General features: G+C 61.3%; 12 protein-coding genes. 4 read left to right on the forward strand and 8 right to left on the reverse strand.

Translation table 11 applies throughout. The features are described 5' to 3' along the window. Positions 1-52 precede the first annotated feature (52 nt). A complete protein-coding gene (locus tag JFT58_RS03850; protein WP_054898707.1) occupies positions 53-2,041 on the reverse strand; it encodes an alpha-1,4-glucan--maltose-1-phosphate maltosyltransferase in 1,989 nt (662 codons plus the stop codon). Positions 2,042-2,589: 548 nt separating this feature from the next. On the opposite strand from JFT58_RS03850, the gene JFT58_RS03855 reads away from it, so the two are divergent. After that, positions 2,590-3,627: a M10 family metallopeptidase C-terminal domain-containing protein gene (locus JFT58_RS03855; RefSeq protein WP_054898708.1), complete on the forward strand. Its 1,038-nt coding sequence runs from the start codon at positions 2,590-2,592 to the stop codon at positions 3,625-3,627. 6 nt (positions 3,628-3,633) lie between these two features. Here the strand turns inward: JFT58_RS03855 and JFT58_RS03860 are convergent, their stop codons facing one another. After that, the gene (locus tag JFT58_RS03860) at positions 3,634-4,131 is read right to left on the reverse strand and encodes an MgtC/SapB family protein (RefSeq protein WP_034127637.1); all 498 of its coding nucleotides are present in this window, start codon (positions 4,129-4,131) and stop codon (positions 3,634-3,636) included. Positions 4,132-4,254: 123 nt separating this feature from the next. On the opposite strand from JFT58_RS03860, the gene JFT58_RS03865 reads away from it, so the two are divergent. The 3 genes from JFT58_RS03865 to mapR all read left to right on the forward strand — a co-directional run bounded on the left by JFT58_RS03865 (position 4,255) and on the right by mapR (position 7,657). After that, a complete protein-coding gene (locus JFT58_RS03865; protein ID WP_054898709.1) occupies positions 4,255-4,494 on the forward strand; it encodes a DUF3203 family protein in 240 nt (79 codons plus the stop codon). A gap of 184 nt (positions 4,495-4,678) precedes the next feature. Further along, complete coding sequence (gene ccoG, locus JFT58_RS03870; protein ID WP_034127668.1) at positions 4,679-6,088, forward strand: cytochrome c oxidase accessory protein CcoG; 1,410 nt, start codon at positions 4,679-4,681, stop codon at positions 6,086-6,088. A 159-nt stretch (positions 6,089-6,247) separates the two neighbouring features. Further along, positions 6,248-7,657, forward strand: coding sequence for a GntR family transcriptional regulator MpaR (gene mapR / locus JFT58_RS03875; protein ID WP_054898710.1), 1,410 nt, complete (start codon positions 6,248-6,250; stop codon positions 7,655-7,657). Here the strand turns inward: mapR and JFT58_RS03880 are convergent. The 6 genes from JFT58_RS03880 to JFT58_RS03905 all read right to left on the reverse strand — a co-directional run bounded on the left by JFT58_RS03880 (position 7,654) and on the right by JFT58_RS03905 (position 19,997). Next, positions 7,654-8,400 carry an SDR family oxidoreductase gene (locus JFT58_RS03880; RefSeq protein WP_034127640.1) on the reverse strand — a complete coding sequence of 249 codons (747 nt, stop codon included), beginning with the start codon at positions 8,398-8,400 and terminating at the stop codon, positions 7,654-7,656. The two genes, mapR and JFT58_RS03880, sit on opposite strands and share 4 nt — an antisense overlap. A gap of 54 nt (positions 8,401-8,454) precedes the next feature. Continuing rightward, on the reverse strand, positions 8,455-10,548 hold the full coding sequence (locus JFT58_RS03885) for a putative bifunctional diguanylate cyclase/phosphodiesterase (RefSeq protein ID WP_054898711.1): 2,094 nt from the start codon (positions 10,546-10,548) through the stop codon (positions 8,455-8,457). Between the two features lie 368 nt (positions 10,549-10,916). Then, positions 10,917-12,344, reverse strand: a complete 1,428-nt coding sequence (locus JFT58_RS03890) for an efflux transporter outer membrane subunit (protein WP_054898712.1) — start codon at positions 12,342-12,344, stop codon at positions 10,917-10,919. A 152-nt stretch (positions 12,345-12,496) separates the two neighbouring features. Next, positions 12,497-15,604, reverse strand: coding sequence for an efflux RND transporter permease subunit (locus JFT58_RS03895; RefSeq protein WP_054897446.1), 3,108 nt, complete (start codon positions 15,602-15,604; stop codon positions 12,497-12,499). Next, positions 15,601-18,702 (reverse strand): MdtB/MuxB family multidrug efflux RND transporter permease subunit, encoded by a 3,102-nt coding sequence (locus JFT58_RS03900; RefSeq protein ID WP_014718694.1) that lies wholly within the window; start codon positions 18,700-18,702, stop codon positions 15,601-15,603. Before JFT58_RS03900 ends, JFT58_RS03895 begins: the two co-directional genes overlap by 4 nt. Next, positions 18,699-19,997, reverse strand: coding sequence for an MdtA/MuxA family multidrug efflux RND transporter periplasmic adaptor subunit (locus JFT58_RS03905; protein ID WP_054897448.1), 1,299 nt, complete (start codon positions 19,995-19,997; stop codon positions 18,699-18,701). The genes JFT58_RS03900 and JFT58_RS03905 overlap by 4 nt, the downstream gene beginning before the upstream one ends. Positions 19,998-20,081: the final 84 nt, after the last annotated feature.

A 20,081-nucleotide genomic window follows, 5' to 3' on the forward strand; every position in this document is an offset into this window, starting at 1 on the left:
CCACGCAGAGCGTCAAGTGAGGCGTTCCCACGCAGAGCGTGGGAACGAGCACTCAGGATGTGCTGATGCGCCAGATCCCGAACGGCATCTGCGGCTCCAGCCGGGTCCATTGGGTCTTGCCGTACCAGGTCCAGCGGTGGCCGTTCATCAAGTCTTCGCCCTGGGTCTGGGCATCGTCGGGCAAGCCCATCTCCCACAGCGGCAATTCAAAGTGGGCTTCCTGGGCGTTGTGCGGGTCGAGGTTGACGGCGACCAGAATGAAATTGCTGCCGTCTTCGCTGCGCTTGCCGAAATACAGAATGTTGTCGTTCCAGGCGTTGTAGAGCTTGAGCCCCAGGTGCGTGTGCAACGCCGGGTTCTGGCGGCGGATGCGGTTGAGCTGGGCGATCTCGGCGATGATGTTGCCCGGCGCGGTGAAGTCCCGAGGTCGGATTTCGTACTTCTCCGAGTCCAGGTATTCCTCTTTGCCCGGCACCGGCGCGGCTTCGCATAACTCAAAACCCGAATACATTCCCCACAGGCCCGAGCCCATCGTGGCCAGCGCAGCGCGGATCAGGAAGCCTGCGCGACCGGACTCATGCAGGAAACCCGGATTGATGTCCGGCGTATTGACGAAAAAGTTCGGGCGGTAGCACTCACGCCAGGGCGACTGGTTCAGTTGGGCAAGGTACTCGCTCAGCTCAGCCTTGGTGTTGCGCCAGGTGAAGTAGGTATAGCTCTGGGAATAGCCGACCTTGCCCAGGCGCGCCATCATCGCCGGTGTGGTGAAAGCTTCGGCGAGGAAGATCACCTCCGGGTACTTGGCACGCACGTCGCTGATCAGCCATTGCCAGAACGGCAGCGGCTTGGTGTGCGGGTTGTCGACGCGAAAGGTCTTCACGCCCTCTTCCACCCAGCCCACCACGATGTCACGCAGCTCGGTCCACAGGCTGGGGATGGCATCGGCCGCATAGAAATCGACGTTGACGATGTCCTGGTACTTTTTCGGCGGATTTTCCGCGTATTTGATCGTGCCGTCCGGGCGCCAGTTGAACCAACCCGGATGCTGTTTGAGCCACGGGTGGTCCTGGGAGCACTGGATGGCGAAATCCAGGGCGATTTCCAGGCCGTGGTCGGCAGCAGCCTTGACCAACCGGCGGAAATCATCGCGAGTGCCCAACTGAGGGTGAATAGCCTCGTGACCGCCCTCCTCACTGCCAATGGCGTAGGGGCTGCCAGGATCATCAGGGCCGGCGGTGAGTGAGTTGTTCTTGCCCTTGCGGTGGCTACGGCCGATGGGGTGGATCGGCGGGAAATACAGCACGTCGAAGCCCATGTCGTGAATCATCGGCAAGCGTGCGTGCACGTCGTTAAAGGTGCCGTGCCGCGCCGGATCGTCGGTGATCGAGCGGGGAAACAGCTCGTACCAGCTGGCAAATTGTGCGGCTTCACGTTCCACGTCAATCGGGTACGCGGGGCTGACGCTCAAATAGGCGCGATGGTCGGCCTGGGTCATCAGGTGTGCACTGTCTTCGTGCAGGAACAACGCCACCTGCTCAGTTTCCAACAGGCCGGAAAGCTCATGGTGCAACAGCATCAAGCGGTCACGCAGTTCGTTGTCACTGCGTTCGGCGGCCTGCAGCACCAGGCTACGGCCCTCCTGCAACTCCAGGCTGACGGGCACGCCAGCTTCATGCTTCTTGCGCAGTTCGTAACAGAAGCTGGCAAAGGTATCGATCCAGGCTTCGATGCAGTACTCATGACGGCCTTGGTGGGCCACGGTAAACGCGCCCTCCCAACCGTTGTTGCCGATATCAAGCATGACTACGCTGTGCCAGCTTTCGTCTCCCAGGGCGCGCCAGCGGATCAACACCGCCAGTTTATCGTGGCCATCGGCGAACACTTTGCTGGTGACATGAACCCGCTGGCCCACCACCGCCTTGACGGCAAACTCCCCGTTGTCGATGACCGGCATGGTGCTTTCGATCGCGATCCTGGGTAGCAGCAGCGCCTGCGACAACGGCAGCACGGAGTCTTCTGGAACCAGTGTTTCGGCAGTCATCGAGCAGCTTCCCCTTACGCCCTTTGGACGCTCTTTGCTTGATACGAATTCAGGTACGGCGACGCTATCCTTGAGCTGGGCCGTTTAAAGTCCGAGCCTGGGCGCTGCCCAAAAGTTCAGGTGGATATACCGCCCCTGGGCGGGAATCATTTCCAGCAGGCAATGGTCCACCAACAGAGCAAAGCACAAACGAGGCCATACCCATGAGCATCCCGACACCTCCTGAACCCGAAGATCCGAATATCGACGCCCCCCCATTGCCCCCGCCCGAACCGGAACGCGACCCTGAACAGGAGCCGCCTGAAAACCAGCCGCCACCGGTGCAGGAACCGCCCACGACGATGCCGCCGGTTATTGCCTGACTCACAGACACCCAAGCACTTGCCCGTGAAAAAATATCGCGGGCAAGCGCTACTGAGCTTTCCTACTTCAATCACCGACAATACCGAGATCCCGCTCTTGATGAACAAGATAGATTCAGTCACCCGTACGCTGCCTCGCCCCCTTGCCGGCCGCAGACTATCTTGTCCGTTAAGCGAGTACCTTCTATGCGCACCTCACTACTGCCCCCGTTCTCGGCTGTTCACGGCATCCAACAACCGCCAGTCAACGATCATCGGGAAAAACTGAACGATCTGTTCAGGGCCGGCCCAAGCGCAATCATGCGCAGGAAAGAGCCTGACACGCCCGCCTCCGCCCCTTCCAGGGCGCCGCAAACCTTTACCTTGCCCAACCCTGCCCCCTCTGCGAACGTAGAGCCGAAGACGGCCGGTGCCGACGCCACCCAGCTTGCCCAACTTCGTGCGCTGACCAGCCAGCAGAACATTACCAATATGCTGCGCGCGCCCAACTCACACGAGACCTCCGGGCAGGTGACCACGATTCGAAGCCTGTTAAGCAGGGAAAACGTCAAATCCTTGCTGCACGGCCCGGATGCAGACGAAGCGCGCAAACTGATTACCGATGTGAAGGAGCGTTTAGGTCAATCAAGCCTGCAGATGATTCATGACCGATCCTCACATATCGAGGACCCGGGCTTGAGCCTTGAAGAAATTCGCGAGCGCACCTCCACTCTTGATCCCGAGGCAGGTTTCAACTGCGCTATGCAAATCGAGCGTGATCTACGCATTGAGAAGCTTTCTGCCATACAGCGAATGCGGCAAAGTACGCCTCTGGCTTCAGCCCTCTTCGATATCGGCAAAGAGGCGGACCTCGGCAACCCGCCCCCTCAACCGGATAATCCACCGCCCCCGGCAGAAAGCCTCACACACAACAACAATGTCAGGAATGACAATGGTCAGACCTTCACCTTCCGTAATAGCCGTGAATCAAGTTTCGACGCACCTGAGCAAGTGATGGATTTTGACCACCACAGAGACAAACTCGATGTATCGGCAATTAGAAATCAACTCGGCAACACGCCATTGAAATTGGTAGGAAACTTCTCGGGAGCCAGTAGCGAGGTACAGATTCACTATAGCCCGGCTCACAATACGAGCGTGGTGATGATCTCCGGCAACCCGGGAGAGTCGCCCTTTGTGGTGAAAGCCTTAGGTGAGGTGAGATACGGCAACCTCATCACTTGACCTCCTTCACTCATCCTTCTCCAGCAGCTTGACGATCCGTGGCATCACGCTGAATACCGCCAGGGCCAGCAGCGTACTGAGCACCGCCGTCGATTCACGCCCCATTCCCGCCGCAACCCCAATGGCGGCGGTCATCCACAACCCGGCCGCGGTGGTCAGGCCCTTTACATGCTGGCCCTCTTCGTCTTCCTTGCCCTTGAGGATGGTGCCAGCGCCGAGGAAGCCAATGCCCGCGATGACCCCTTGAACCACACGGCTCATGGCATCCGCCTGGCTGCCGGACATCTGCGGCACCAGCACAAATAGCGCGGCGCCAAGCGCCACCAGCATATGGGTGCGCACTCCGGCCGCCTTGCCCTTGTGTTCACGCTCAAACCCCAGGATGCCGCCGAGGATCGCCGCGATCAGCAGGCGCACGGTCACTTGGGTGAGTTGCCGGGCATCGCCAATGTCTGCGAATTCGGCTTGCAGGGTTTGCCACGCCAGATGCCACCAGGCCTCCATGGATGCGCTCCTTTTCATTATGGATAGATAAAGGATGGACAGCGCAGACCGCCAGTCAGTTGCCTGGAACCCGTGCGCATGGCGGCCGCCTAACGCTGCATAGCCCACAAAACGGAGATTGTCATGACCGTACGCATCGAAAATCATCTGTGCTACTTCACGCTCGACGACAATGGCCAGGAACAAAGCCTGCCAGCCACCCGGGTGACCATCCTGACCGATCACGCCAAAGCCATGTCTTATCTGGAACTGGCAGGTTCGCGCATCTACATCACCGAAGCCGAGGCGGACGCGCTGACGGTTGAAGGCGCAACCGATGGCCGTGAGCATGTAAAGGCGGACCAACCTGGTTCGGTGATTTGATTGATCTGCATCATCAGACCCGCTCAACCCCTGCACCCCTATGCCCATGGGGTGCAGCAGATTGACGCACAAGAACGCTTCAAGCTGATCTGATCCGCTTTTTATCACGCCACCTGAGTCTGTTATGCAAACAGTCTGTCGCCCATAGTTCGTCGGCCTGATGGAGGCTGATGAGCGAATGACCATGAGCGAACGAATCCCAACCGTGGAAACCTTTGAGCCCATTCACCCCAAGAAAGTGAAGGCCAAATCCAGCGACAACCTGATCCATACCCGCAGCTTTACCGGCTTGTTTCGCACCCTGCGAGTGGGCGGTGCCGGCCTGCTGTTCCTGGCTTTTTTCGGCACCGTGTGGCTGAACTGGGGTGGGCGCCAAGCCGTACTGTGGGACCTGGCCGAGAGCAAGTTCCACATTTTTGGTGCGACGTTCTGGCCCCAGGACTTCATCCTGCTCTCGGCGCTGTTGATCATCTGCGCCTTCGGCCTCTTCGCGATCACGGTGTTTGCCGGCCGCGTATGGTGCGGCTACACCTGCCCGCAAAGCTCGTTCACCTGGCTGTTCATGTGGTGCGAGAAGGTGACCGAAGGTGAGCGCAACCAGCGCATCAAACTTCAGGCCGCCCCCTGGAGCCTGAATAAGCTGGCGAGGCGCTCGGCCAAGCACACATTGTGGCTGGGTATCAGTGTGTTGACCGGGCTGACGTTTGTGGGCTACTTCACCCCGATCCGCCCCTTGGCCGCCGAACTGTTAACGTGGCAGATCGGTGGGGTGAGCCTGTTCTGGGTGCTGTTTTTCACGGGCGCTACCTACATCAATGCCGGCTGGCTACGCGAAGCGGTGTGCATGCACATGTGCCCCTATGCACGCTTCCAGAGCGTAATGTTTGATAAGGACACCCTGACCATTTCCTACGACACCACCCGCGGCGAGCATCGGGGCCCGCGTAAACGTGACGTGCAGCCAGCCGAGGTTGGCCTTGGCGATTGCATCGATTGCCAGCTGTGCGTTCAGGTTTGCCCCACGGGCATCGACATCCGCGACGGCCTGCAAATGGAATGCATTGGTTGTGCGGCCTGCATCGACGCCTGTGATTCGATCATGGACAAAATGGGCTATGCCCGTGGCTTGGTCAGTTACACCAGTGAGCATCAATTGCAAGGTGGCAAGACCCACCTGCTCAGGCCGCGCCTGATCGGCTACAGTGCCGTGCTGCTGGTGATGATCGCGGCGTTGGTGGTGGCGCTGATTGAACGGCCGATGGTGTCGCTGGATGTGACCAAAGACCGAGGTATGTTCCGTGAAAACAGCCAGGGGTTGATCGAAAACATCTACAGCCTCAAGGTGATCAACAAGACCCAGCAGCGCCAGGACTACCGCCTGGAACTGGTGGATGCCGAGGGGTTCCAGCTGCAAGGCAAGACCCAGGTCAGTCTGGCTGCCGGGGAAATTGTCGATATACCGGTGTCGGTAGCGTTGCTGGCGGACACACCGGCCAGCAGCTCTCAAACCCTGCGTTTTAAAGTCACTGATGTGGATGAGCCTTGGATTTATACCGCTGCTGACAGCCGCTTCGTTGCGCCCTTGAATCGCTGAACAACGATAGAGATCAACTGTAGGAGCGAGCTTGCTCGCGAAAAACTCACCGTCGCCGCGTTCATTCAGGAAACACACGTTATCGTTGACGTTTTTCGCGAGCAAGCTCGCTCCTACAGTTCGCCCTGCATACACATTCAAAAAGCTAATCAGGCCGCCATGAAACGCTACGAAAAATTTGCCGACGACATCGCAGAACTGATCCGCTCCGGCGTCCTCGGCCCCGGCCAGCGCGTACCATCGGTACGCTATGCCAGCCAGGCCTACGGCGTCAGCCCGTCCACGGTATTCCAGGCCTATTACTTGCTGGAGCGTCGTGGCCTGATCAGGGCGCGCCCGCGTTCTGGCTACTTCGTCAACACCCACGCGCCGAGCCCGTTTTCCGAGCCGGTGGTGAGTGAGCAGGTACATGAGTCCACCGATGTGGGTGTCAGTGAGCTGGTGTTCTCGGTACTGGACTCGATCAAAGACCCCAACACCGTGCCCTTCGGCTCGGCCTTCCCCAGCCCCATGCTGTTCCCGCTGCCGCGCCTGGCCCGCTCCCTGGCCAGTGCCAGCCGCGACATGGACCCCCGCCTGGTGGTCACCGACATGTCGCCAGGCAACCCACAACTGCGCCGCCAGATTGCCCTGCGCTATATGGTCGGCGGCCTGATGCTGCCGATGGAGGAGTTGCTGATCACCAACGGCGCCCTGGAAGCACTCAACCTGTGCCTGCAGGCCGTGACCGAACCGGGCGACCTGGTCGCCATCGAAGCGCCGGCGTTCTACGCCTGTTTGCAAGTGCTTGAACGCCTGAAGCTCAAGGCTGTGGAGATCCCGGTGCACCCGCGCGACGGTATTGACCTGAACGCCCTGGCCCAAAGCCTTGAGCGCTATCCGATCAAGGCCTGCTGGACGATGACCAGCTTCCAGAACCCCATGGGCGCCACGTTGCCTGAAGAGAAAAAACAGGCACTGGTGGAACTGCTGCGCAGCCATCAAGTGCCTCTGATCGAAGATGACGTCTACGCCGAATTGTATTACGGGCAACAGGCCCCGAAACCGGCCAAGGCCTTCGACACCGAAGGGCTGGTGATGCACTGTGGCTCCTTTGCCAAGAGCCTGGCACCGGGTTACCGCGTGGGCTGGGTCGCCGCCGGGCGCTTCGCACAGAAGGTCGAGCGGCTGAAACTGATGACCTCACTGTGCCCGTCAATGCCGGCCCAGGCGGCGATTGCCGACTACCTGCAACACGGCGGCTATGACCGGCACCTGCGCAAACTGCGCTACGCCCTGGAAGAACAGCAAAGCGCCATGCTGGCGGCCATCGCTCGTTATTTTCCGGCGCAAACACGGGTCAGCCAGCCGGCGGGAGGCTATTTTCTGTGGTTGGAACTGCCGGAGCAGACCGACTCGCTGAAATTGTTCCAGATGGCTCTGGCCCAGGGCATCAGCATTGCGCCGGGGCCGATCTTTTCCGCCACTCAGCGCTTCAGAAACTGCATTCGCCTGAATTACGGAAGCCCTTGGAACGAGGCGTCGGAAAAGGCCATGGAGACACTAGGGCGGATCGTGCGCTCGTTTTAACGGCCGCCGCCCAAGTCGATAAACGTTCCGGTGGAATACGATGCCTTGTCCGACAGTAACCAGATAATCGCCTCTGCCACTTCATCCGGGCGCCCGCCACGCGCCATCGGGATACCGGATTCCAGCTTGCTGACCCGGTCCGGGTCGCCGCTCAGGGCATGGAAATCGGTAAAGATATAGCCAGGGCGCACGGCGTTGACGCGAATGCCCTCGCCCGCCACCTCCTTGGACAGCCCCAGGGTAAAGGTGTCCAGCGCCCCCTTGGAGGCCGCGTAGTCGACATACTCTCCCGGCGAGCCCAGCCGCGCCGCCACCGACGACACGTTGACGATACTGCCTCCCTGCCCTCCATGCCGGGGCGACATGCGCAATACCGCGTGTTTGGCACACAGGATCGGGCCCAGCACATTGGTCTTGAGGATTTTGAGGATACGAAACTCGGACATCTCATCGACCCGCGACTTATGCCCCACGGTGCCGGCGTTATTCACCAGCGCGGTGACCCGGCCCAGTTCCGTATCAACGCGATTGAACAGAGCGATCACTTCATCCTCGCTGCTGACATCGGCCCGCACGGCAATCGCCTGGGCACCCAGCGCGCGAACCTGATCCAGTACACGCAGGGCAGCGTCTTCATCAGACTGGTAGTTGATGCAGATGCGATAGCCTTGGCGAGCGGCGAGCAATGCCGTTTGGGCGCCAATGCCACGACTGCCCCCCGTGATGATGACGACTTTGTCCATGGCTGCGGCCTCCCGATTCAACCGGATGTTCAGGGTTGGATCCAAGAATACCCGTCACTGACTGCTTTTGTCAGGCGCCGGCTGTTCGGCGCCCCGGATATTCGCCATGAAGCTATCGGCCGGCAATGGATGCCCCAATAAGTAGCCTTGCAAGGAGTCACACCCCAGGCGGGTGAGGAAGTGCTGCTGCACATCGGTTTCCACCCCCTCGGCGACGATCCGCAGGCCCAGGGCCTGGCCGAGGGCCACGATGGCCGAGACGATGGCCGCGTCATCGCTGTCGTGTTCCAGGTCACGCACAAAACCGCGATCGATCTTCAGCTCGTTGGCCGGCAGGCGCTTGAGGTACATCAGGCTGGAGTAACCGGTGCCAAAGTCATCGATGGACAGGTCAACCCCCATGTCCGACAGTTGCTGCAATACCGTCATGCTCGCATCGGCATCGCTCATGGCGGTGGTCTCGGTGATTTCCAGCGTGAGGCTGTTGGCCGGCAATTGGTACCGTTCCAGTGCAGCCGCTACGCTGTTGACCAACCCGGCGTGGCAGAACTGCAACGCCGAGAGGTTCACGGCAATGCGCCAGTGCTCATAACCCTGTGCGTACCACTGACTCATCTGGCGACAAGCTTCATCGAGCACCCATTCGCCGATGGGAATGATCAGCCCGGTTTTCTCCGCCAGTGCAATAAACGTAGCGGGCATCAGCAAGCCCTGATGCGGATGCTCCCAGCGCAACAGCGCCTCGGCCCCCACGGCAAGACCACTGACGGCGTCGAACTTGGGTTGGTAATGCAAACGAAATTGCCCCTGCTCAAGGGCAATGCGCAGGTCCTGCAGCAATTGCAGTTGTTTGCGCGCATTGGTGTTCATCGACACATCGAAGAAGCTGTAGCCATTCTTGCCCATGCCCTTGGCGTGATACATCGCCGCGTCGGCGTTCATCAGCAGTTCCTGGGGGTTGCTACCGTTGCCCGGGAACATGGCGATGCCGATGCTGGCCGAGATCTGCAACTCATGCTCGGCCACCGTGAACGTGCGGTTGATCAGGCCCACCTGGCGCTCGGCCAAGCCCATCGCATCATCGGGCTGGGTGAGTTGCACCAGCAACACGAACTCATCGCCGCCGATGCGGGCCAAGGTATCCTGGCTGCGCAAGTCCTCGCGCAGGCGCAAGCCAACTTCGCGCAGCAACTGGTCGCCCAGGTGATGACCAAAGGCATCGTTGACCGGTTTGAAACCATCCAGGTCGATAAACATCAAGGCAAAGCAACCGCCCCGCTCGTGCACCGCCTGGATGCCTTGTTGTATGCGATCTGCCAGCAAGGTGCGATTGGGCAGGCCGGTGAGCATGTCATGCAGGGCCAGGTGGGTGAGTTCCTGGTTGGCCAGGGTCAGGGAATCGGCGAGTACGGCGGTGCGCGCTTCCAGGCGCGCATCCAGCACCGACGTCAACAGCGCAATGACCAATACCGCCAGCGAAGTGACCAAGACCAGGTTATCCAGGCCCTTGCCGCTCAGGCCCGTCAGTGCGGCACCGCAGAAGCTGTCATCGGCAAAGCGCGCCGCAGCCATCCCGGTGTAGTGCATCCCAACGATGGCCACGCCCATCACCACGGCTGCGCCGCCCCGAGCCAGACGCACATAAGGTGTGTTGCGCCGCAGGTTGAAGGCGATCCACAGCGCGGCGCCGGAAGCCACCACCGCGATCAACAACGAAGCGCCGAACAAGGCCGGGTCGTAGTCGATGCCCGGCGTCATGCGCATCGCGGCCATGCCGGTGTAATGCATGCTGGCGATACCGGCCCCCATCACCAGTGCGCCAAACGCCAGTTGCCAGGCCGGCAAGCGTGGCTGGCTGACCAGCCATAACGCGAAGCCACTGGATAGCACGGCGATCAACAGCGACAACAGGGTAATGCCTACCTCAAACCCAAGGGCAAACGGCAGGCGCAGGGCCAACATCCCGATAAAGTGCATGGACCAGATGCCGACGCCCATCGCCACTGCGCCACCCGTGATCCACAGGTAAACGGCACGCCCCTTGGCGGTCGCGATACGCCCGGCCAGGTCCAAGGCGGTGTAGGACGCCAGGATGGCCACGCACAGGGAAATCACGACAAGGGAGGTTGAATAGCTACCGATCAGCATGGGACGTCTCGCAGGCGACCGGCGCAAAAGCCCGTGCCGGGTGGCAAATCGGGCGATTGTAGCGAGTATGAATACAGGACAGGTGATTAATTAATCCATTGGCCATCACGCAATTTCTGGCGTCAATCGGCTGGCTTTATCTGGCTGTTTTCAACCACATCATGGACATCAAAATGTGCGGGGCTTGCGCAGATTTCCTGTGGGAGCGGGCTTGCCCGCGAAGGCGGTGTGTCAGTCACCGCATCTGCTACTGCACTAACGCTTTCGCAGGCAAGCCAGCTCCCCCCAGGGTGCTGTGCTTGACTGACTGGCATTGGGGCAAGCCCACACATTTGATCTTGCACCCACAGGATGCGCGGCGTATCCGGTTACTCCTTTTCGGCCAGGGAGGTCTGGCCATCCCAGCCTCCGCCCAATGCTGCGATCAACTGCACACTGGCCACCAGCCGCGACTGCAGCAAGGTCAATACCGTGCGCTCGTTGCTCAATGCCGTCGCCTGCACCGTGACCACATCCAGATAGGCAATCAACCCGGCCTTGTACTGGTTTTCGGTCAAGCGCAAGGATTCACGCGCGGCTTCCAGTGCTTCATTGCTAACCACCGCCTCATCGGCGAGCACCTTGAGCTGGACCATGTAGTTTTCCACCTCACGGAAACCGTCCAGTACGGTCTGGCGGTATTTGGCCACGGTCTCGTCATAGCTGGCCACGGTGCGGTCGACTTCCGCCGAGCGCTGGCCGCCATCGAACAGGGTCATCGCCAGTTTCGGCCCTACCGACCAGAAGCGGTTTGGCAGGCTGATCCAATCTTCATAGGTGCTGCTGGAGTAGCCCCCCGCCAAGCTCAAGGTCAGGTCGGGGTAATAGGCAGCCTTGGCCACGCCAATATTGGCGTTGGCGGCGATGACCGAGCGCTCGGCCGAGGCGATATCGGGGCGACGCTCCAGCAACTGGGACGGCAGGCTCACCGGTATCTGCGGCAGGGCCGGGATGTCTTTACTCACCGCCAAGTTGAAGTTGGCTGGCGCCTCACCGATCAGTACGGCGATGGCGTTTTCCAATTGGGCACGCTGCCAGATCAGATCGATCAGGCTGGCCTGAGTGGTCTTGAGCTGGGTTTGCGCCTGGGCGATGGCATCCTTGCCAGCCACACCGGCACGGTATTGGTTTTCGGTCATTTTCAATGAGCGCTGGTAGGTGTCCAGCGTGGCTTGCAGCAAACGCGTCTGCTCGTCCATGACCCGCAGTTGCAGGTAGCTTTGCACCAGTTCGGACTGTTGGCTCAGGCGCATCGCGGCCAGGTCGGCCGAGCTCGCCTCGGCGCTGGCTTCGTTGGCCTCCAGGCCTCGGCGCAACTTGCCCCAGATATCGGCTTCCCAACTCACGCCCAACTGGGCGTTGAGGGTGTCTCGGATACCGCTGCTGGAACTGCTGAGGCTGGCGCTGCTGCTGCCGGTGCCCTGGCTGGCGCGGGTCTTGCCGACGCTCAGGTCAACGCTGGGGTAAAAGGCCCCCCGTGAGCTGCGTACCAGCGCCTGTGCCTGGCGAAAACGCGCCTCGGCCTGGGCGACGGTCTGGTTGGACGTGTTAAGGCGCACCACCAGGTCATTGAGTTGTCGGTCACCGTACAGCTCCCACCAGGCGCCACGCGCTAGGGAGTCGCTCGGGTTAGCCTGGCGCCAGCCCTGGGCCTCCTTGAACTGCACCGGCTCGATGACGTCCGGGCGTTTGTAGTCAGGGCCGATGGCACAGGCGCTGAGCAACACACCACATATCATCACGGCCAATAACTTCATGCCATTGCCGACAGCTTTATTGTGGCGAGGGAGCTTGCTCCCGCTGGAGGGCGAAGCACTCCCAGGCTTTTTGGGGGCCGCTTCGCAGCCCAGCGGGAGCAAGCTCCCTCGCCACAGCAGGCCCGCAGCTACGAGGGATTGGGTTGAGTCGGTCATAGCGCAGTGTCCAGGGCAGCATCGGTACGCACGCCGCGCCAGGCGTTGAAGCGATGGCGCGCGCGGTCCAGGTAAAGGTAAACCACCGGGGTGGTGTAAAGGGTCAGAACCTGGCTGAACACCAGGCCGCCAATAATGGTCAGGCCCAACGGGTGGCGCATCTCCGCACCATCACCACTGCCGAGCAGCAACGGCAAGGCACCGAGGATCGCGGCCAGGGTGGTCATCAGGATCGGCCGCAGGCGCAACAGACAGGCGCTGCGGATCGACTCCAGCGGGCTCATGCCATCGTTGCGCTCCAATTGCAGCGCCAGGTCGATCATCAGGATCGCGTTCTTCTTCACCACGCCGATCAACAGGAACAAACCCAGCAGCGAGATCAGGCTGAACTCGCCCCCGAGCAGGTAGATCGCCAACAACGCACCGACACCGGCCGACGGCAGCGTAGACAGGATGGTCAGCGGGTGGATGTAGCTTTCATACAAGATACCCAGCACCAGGTACACCGCCACCAGCGCGCCGAGAATCATGAACGGCTGGCCTTTCTGGGTCGCGGCGAACGCATCGGCAGTGCCGGCCATCTTGGCGATCACATCCTCGGGCAACCCGACTTTGGCAATCGCACGCTCGATAGCCGCCGTGCCCTGCTCCACCGTGACCCCGGGCGCCATGTCGAAGGCGATATTCTCCGAAGCGAACTGGCCTTCATGGCTGACGCGGTCGTCGGCCAGGCTGTTCTCATAGTGGGCAATGGTCGACAACGGCACCCGTGCGCCGTCGGCCGTGATCACCTGCACCTGGTTGAGGGTGATCGGGTCTTGGGCGTATTTTGGGTTGACCTCCATCACCACCTGGTACTGGTTGAGGCTGTCGTAAATGGTGGAAATCTGCCGTTGGCTGTAGGCGTTGTTGAGCACCGCCGTGACCATGTCCATGTCGATGCCCAGGCGCTTGGCCTGGTCGCGGTCGACAATCAACGTCACTTGGGCCGCACCGCGGCCTTCGCGGGCGTCGATGGCGGTCAGCTCCGGCAACTCACGCATCGCCGCCACCACTTTCGGGTACCACAGGCGCAACGCGGCCAGGTCGCCGCTTTGCAGGATGTAGGAATATTGCGCGCTGGTCTGGTCGCGGCCGCCCCCGAACTGCAGGTCCTGGTCGGCCATGAGGAACAAGCGCCCGCCCGGCACCAGCGGCACCTCCTTGCGCAGGCGCTCGATCACCGCCTGGGCGGAGATCTTGCGTTCGCCAAGCGGCTTGAGGCGCACCAGCATCACTGCGTTGTTAGTGCCTTGGTTGCCACCGATAAAGCCGGCCACACTGAGCACCGCCGGGTCCTTGAGCACCGCCTGGCGAAAGATCTCCATCTTCGGCTGCATGACGCTGAACGACAGGCCATCGTCACCGCGCACAAAGCCGATCAACTGGCCGGTGTCCTGCTGGGGCATGAAGGTTTTGGGCACCACCACGTACAGCGCGATATTCACGCCCACGGTGACGAACAGGCTGAGCAAGGTCAGGCGCCGATGGCGCAGCACCCAATCCAGGCTGGTGGCGTAGCCGGCGACCATGCGCTCGTTGATCTTCTGGCTCCAGCGCTGCAAACCGGTCTGCCGGTCCTTCACATGCGGCTTCAACCAGCGAGCACACAGCATGGGTGTCAAGGTCAGCGAGACAATCAGCGAGACGATGATCGCCGCCGACAAGGTGATGGAAAACTCGCGGAACAGGTTGGTAACAATGCCGCCCATGAACAGGATCGACAGGAACACCGCCACCAGCGACACGTTCATCGACAGCAAGGTAAAGCCCACTTCCTGGGCGCCCAGGTAGGCGGCTTTCATCGGTGGCACGCCCTCGTCGATGTGCCGGGAAATGTTCTCCAGCACCACGATGGCATCGTCCACGACCAAACCGGTGGCGAGGATCAGCGCCATCAGCGAAAAGTTATTCAGCGAAAAGCCATACAGGTACATCACCGCAAAGGTGCCCACCAGCGACACCGGCACCGCCAGGGTCGGGATCAGCGAAGCACGGAAGTTACCCAAGAACAGGTACACCACCAGGATCACCAGCCCCACGGCAATCAGCAGGGTCATTTCCGCCTCATGCAGGGTGGCAGTGATCACTGGCGAGCGGTCCATGGCCAGGCTGAGCTTGACGCTGGACGGCAACACCGCCTGCAACGCCGGCAACTGCGCCTTGATCTGCCGCACGGTTTCGATGATGTTGGCGCCGGACTGGCGGTTGATCACCAGCAACACCGCCGAATCATTGTTGAAGAAACCGCTGTTGTAGCGGTCTTCCACCCCATCGGTGATCTTCGCCACGTCCTTGAGACGCAGGGCTGCGCCATCCTGATAGCGAATCAGCAGGGGCTCATAGTCCTTGGCTTTCTCCAACTGGTCGTTGGCCTGGATCTGCCAGTTGCGCTCGCTGTCTTCCAGCGAGCCTTTGGGCCGGCGCTGGTTGGCATTGGCGATGGTGTTGCGCACATCGTCCAGGGCGACGCCGTACTGATCGAGGGCCTTGGGTTCCAGTTCGATGCGCACCGCCGGCAGCGAACTGCCGCCGATCTGCACTTCGCCCACACCCGGCACCTGGGACAGGCTCTGGGACAGAATGGTCGAGGCCAGGTCGTACAACTGGCCTTTCTGCAACACGTCGGAGGTCAGCGACAGCACCATGATCGGCGCCTGGGACGGGTTGATCTTCTTGTAGGTGGGCATGCTGCGCATGCCACTGGGCAGCAGGTTGCGCGACGCGTTGATGGCCGCCTGCACTTCCCGCGCCGCCCCGTTGATGTCGCGGTCGGAATCGAACGCCAGAATCACCCGGGTAGAGCCCTGGCTCGACGAGCTGCTCATGGTGGTGATACCGGCAATCGCGCCGAATGAGCGCTCCAGCGGCGTGGCCACCGTAGACGCCATCACCTCGGGGCTGGCGCCGGGCAAGCTGGCCGACACCACGATCACCGGAAAGTCGATCTGCGGCAATGGCGACACCGGCAACAAATTGAAGCTGACGCCACCGAGCAACATGATCGCCAGGCTCAGCAGCATGGTCGCGACCGGCCGGCGGATGAAAGGTCCGGACAGGTTCATGGCTCAACCGGCTCCAGGCGTTGTGGCTCTTTGCGCCAGCGCCGGCCAAGACGATCGAAGTACAGGTAGATCACCGGCGTGGTGAACAGCGTCAACACCTGGCTCACCAGCAACCCGCCGACCATCACCAGGCCCAGGGGCTGGCGCAGTTCGGCGCCGGAGCCGCTCGCTAGCATCAAAGGCACCGCGCCGAACAAGGCAGCCAGGGTGGTCATCAGGATGGGCCGGAAGCGCAACAGCGCGGCCTGGTAGATCGCGGTCTGCGGGTCCAGGCCCTGGTTGCGTTCGGCGTCGAGGGCGAAGTCGATCATCATGATCGCGTTCTTTTTCACGATACCGATCAGCAGGATGATGCCGATGATCGCGATCATGCCCAGGTCATTGCCACTGAGCAGCAACGCCAGCAAGGCCCCCACCGCCGCCGACGGCAAGGTCGATAGGATAGTGATCGGGTGGATGTAGCTCTCATAGAGCACACCGAGCACGATGTACATGGTGACCACCGCCGCCAGGATCAACAGCAAGGTGCTCGACAACGAGGCTTCGAACGCCTGGGCCGCGCCCTGGAACTGGGTTTGCACGCCCACCGGCATGCCGATGTCCTTCTGGGTCTGGTTGATCAGTTCCACGCCTTTGCCCAACGCTACGCCGGGCGCCAGGTTGAACGACATCATCACCGCCGGGAACTGGCCGATATGGGCAATTGCCAATTGCGCCTGGCGCTGTTCCACATGGGCCAGGCTCGACAGCCGTACCTGACCACCGTCAGTGGTTTTCACATGGATCTGGTTGAGGGCCGCCGGGCCGAGGGTTTCGCCGGACTGGGCCTGCAACACCACTCGATACTGGCTGGCCTGGGTGTAGATGGTGGAGATCTGGCGCTGGCCGAAGGCGTCATACAGCGCATCGGTGATGGTCGAGACACTTACGCCCAGGCGCGAGGCCGCGTCGCGGTCGATCACCAGGTACACCTGCAAGCCTTTGTCCTGCAGGTCACTGGCCACGTCGGTGAGTTCCGGCAACTGGCTGAGGGCGTGTACCAGCTTGCCGCTCCATAACGCCAACAACTCGGCGTCCGGGGAGGACATGCTGAACTGGTACTGGGTACGGCTGACCCTGTCCTCGATGGTGAGGTCCTGCACCGGTTGCATGAACAGGCGGATACCCACCAGCTTGTCAATCTGCGGTTGCAGGCGGGTGATGACCTCGGCTGCGCTCAAGTCGCGCTGGCCGTGAGCCTTGAGGTTGATGAGCAAGCGGCCGCTGTTGAGGGTGGCGTTATCGCCATCCACGCCAATGTAGGACGACAGGCTCTCGACCGCAGGGTCGGCGAGAATGATCTTCGCCAGTTCCTGCTGGCGCTGGCTCATGGCCGCAAAGGAAATCGACTGCGGCGCCTCGGAAATACCCTGGATCACCCCTGTGTCCTGCACCGGGAAAAAACCCTTGGGCACCACCAGGTACAGCACCACCGTAAGCCCCAGGGTGGCGATCGCCACCAGCAACGTCAGCGGCTGGTGCTTGAGCACCCACTGCAACTTGCGGCCGTAGGCTTCGATCAGCCAATCAATCCAGGCGCCGCTGGCTTTGTAGAAGCGGCCCTGCTCTTCTTCCTTGGGTTCGCGCTTGAGCAGGCGCGCGCACATCATGGGCGTGAGGGTCAGGGACACTACCAGGGAAATCAGGATCGCCACTGCCAGGGTGATGGCGAACTCACGGAACAGCCGCCCGACCACGTCGGCCATGAACAGCAACGGGATCAATACCGCGATCAACGACAGCGTCAGGGACACCAGGGTGAAACCGATCTGCTTGGCGCCCTTGAGCGCGGCCGCCATCGGCGTCTCGCCTTCCTCGATATAGCGCGAAATGTTCTCCAGCATCACGATGGCGTCGTCCACCACAAACCCGGTGGCGATGGTCAGGGCCATCAGCGTCAGGTTATTGATGGAGAATCCGGCCAGGTACATCACACCAAAGGTGCCCACCAGGGACAGCGGCACGGCGATGGACGGGATGATCGTGGCGCTGACCCGGCGTAGGAACAGGAACGTCACCATGACCACCAGGGCAATGGCGATCAGAAGCTCGTGCTGTACGTCTTTGACCGAGGCGCGGATGGTCTGGGTGCGGTCGGTGAGCACCGTCACGTCCAGGCCGGCCGGCAGGTTGTCGGTGATGCTCGGCAGCAGGGCCTTGATACGGTCTACCACCTCGATCACGTTGGCGCCCGGCTGGCGCTGGATATTGAGCAACACGGCCTGGTTCTCGTTGGCCCAGGCGGCAAGGCGCTCGTTTTCGGCGCCGTCGACGATCTGCGCGACATCCTTGAGCCGCAGCGGAGCGCCATTGTTGTAGGCCAGGATCAGTTCGGCGTATTGCTCGGGCGAGACCAGTTGGTCGTTGGCGTCGAGCATCGAAACGCGGGTGGGGCCGTCAAAGTTACCTTTGGGCTGGTTGACGTTGGAGGCGGCGATCAGGGCGCGTACGTCCGAGAGGTTCAAGCCATTGGCCGCCAGGGCCTCGGGGTTGACCTTGATACGCACGGCCTGGCGCTGGCCACCGGCGATGCTGACCATGCCGACACCGCTGATCTGCGCGATTTTCTGCGCCATGCGTGTGTCGACCAAATCATTGAGCTTGGGCAGCAACATGGTCTTGGAGGTGATTGCCAGGGTCAGCACCGGGGTATCCGCCGGGTTGACCTTGTTGTACACCGGCGGCGCCGGCAGATCCTTGGGCAACAGGTTGGTGGCGGCGTTGATCGCGGCCTGCACCTGTTGCTCGGCCACATCCATATTGATGTCGAGGTTGAAACGCAGGGTCAGCACCGAGGCGCCGCCGGAGCTGGTAGAGGCCATCTGGGTCAGCCCGGGCATCTGCCCGAACTGGCGCTCCAGCGGTGCGGTGACCGCGCTGGTCATCACATCGGGGCTGGCGCCGGGGTACAGGGTCATCACCCGGATAGTCGGGTAATCCACCTGGGGCAACGCCGACACCGGCAGCAGGCGGTACGAAATGATGCCGGCCAAGACAATGGCCAGCATGCTCAGCGTGGTGGCGACCGGGCGAAGGATGAACAGGCGCGACAGGTTCATGAACCGACCTTTTGCGCCTTGCCGGCGTCAGCCCCGGTCTCCCCTTTCGCTGCGGGCTTGCCTTGCAGGTGCTCGGGCGGCGTGGTCGGCACCTCGCTGCTGGCGTTGACCACTTCGATCTCGCTGCCGTCCTTGAGGCGGTCGGTGCCTTCCAGCACCACGCGGTCGCCAGCGACCAGGCCTTCCTTGATCACGGTGTTTTCGCCATCGGTGTCACCTACCACCAAGGGCTGGACCTTGACCTTCTTGTCGCCGTCGAGCTTGTAGACAAAGGTGCCATTGTTGCCGAACTGGATCGCCGCAGATGGCGCCAGCACCACGTTCTTCAAGGTATCAGCCAGCAGGTGCACATTGACGAACTGGTTGGGGAACAGCGCCTGGTCCTTGTTATCGAAACGCGCCTTGAACTTCAGCGTGCCGGTGGTGACGTCAATCTGGTTGTCCAGGCTTTGCAGTACACCGACCGCCTGCTTTTTCACGTCGCCACGGTCCCAGGCTTCCACGGGCAACTTGTTACCGGCGTGGTAACGAGCCAGCACGGTTTCCAGGGTATTTTCCGGCAGGGTGAAGGCCACGCTGATTGGCTGGGTCTGGGTGATTACCGCCAGGGCGGTGGTGTCGTTGGCGGCGACGAGGTTGCCGACGTCAAGCTGGCGCAAACCGACCCGGCCGCTGATGGGCGCGCGGATTTTGGTGAATTCCAGGTTGAGCTTTGCGTCGTCCACCGCGCCCTGGTTGGTCTTGACCGTGCCCTGGTACTGCAACACCAGCGCTTCGGCGGTGTCCAGGGTTTGCTTGGCGATACTGTCCTGGGCATACAGGTCGCGATAACGCTGTACATCGACCTGGGCGTTCTTCAACTGGGCCTGGTTCTGCAGCAAGGTGCCCTGGGCCTGGAGCAAGGCGTTCTGGTAGCTGCGCGGGTCGATTTCTGCCAGCAGGTCACCGGCCTTGACCATTTGCCCTTCCTCGAAGGCGATCTTGACCAGCTCGCCGCCCACCCGGCTGCGCACATTAATGGTGTTCAGCGCCGTGACCGTACCCAGCGCCTTGTAGTACACCGGGAACTCACCCAGCACTGCAGGGGCCACGCGCACCGGCACTGGGCCAGTGGACCCGCCGAAGCCCGGGCGCGCCATGCCGGTTTTACCCGTGTGCCCGGCCGGAGCGTCTTTATGGGCCGCGCCGCTGGGCCAGAATTTCCAGCACAGGCCGGCGATAACCAGCAGCACGAGCAGGCCAAACAGCCAGCGGCGGGAGTTGCGGGGGGAGGATTGCATGGAGTGATCAACCATTGGGCGCGAGAGCTTCTACTTTGGGAGGCTGAAAGATAAGCACTGGGGGGCCTTAAGAAAAGCACCTTTACCGGCTATTTACTT

Source organism: Pseudomonas sp. MF6767 (assembly GCF_016405475.1).
GTDB classification, from domain to species: Bacteria; Pseudomonadota; Gammaproteobacteria; order Pseudomonadales; family Pseudomonadaceae; genus Aquipseudomonas; species Aquipseudomonas paracarnis.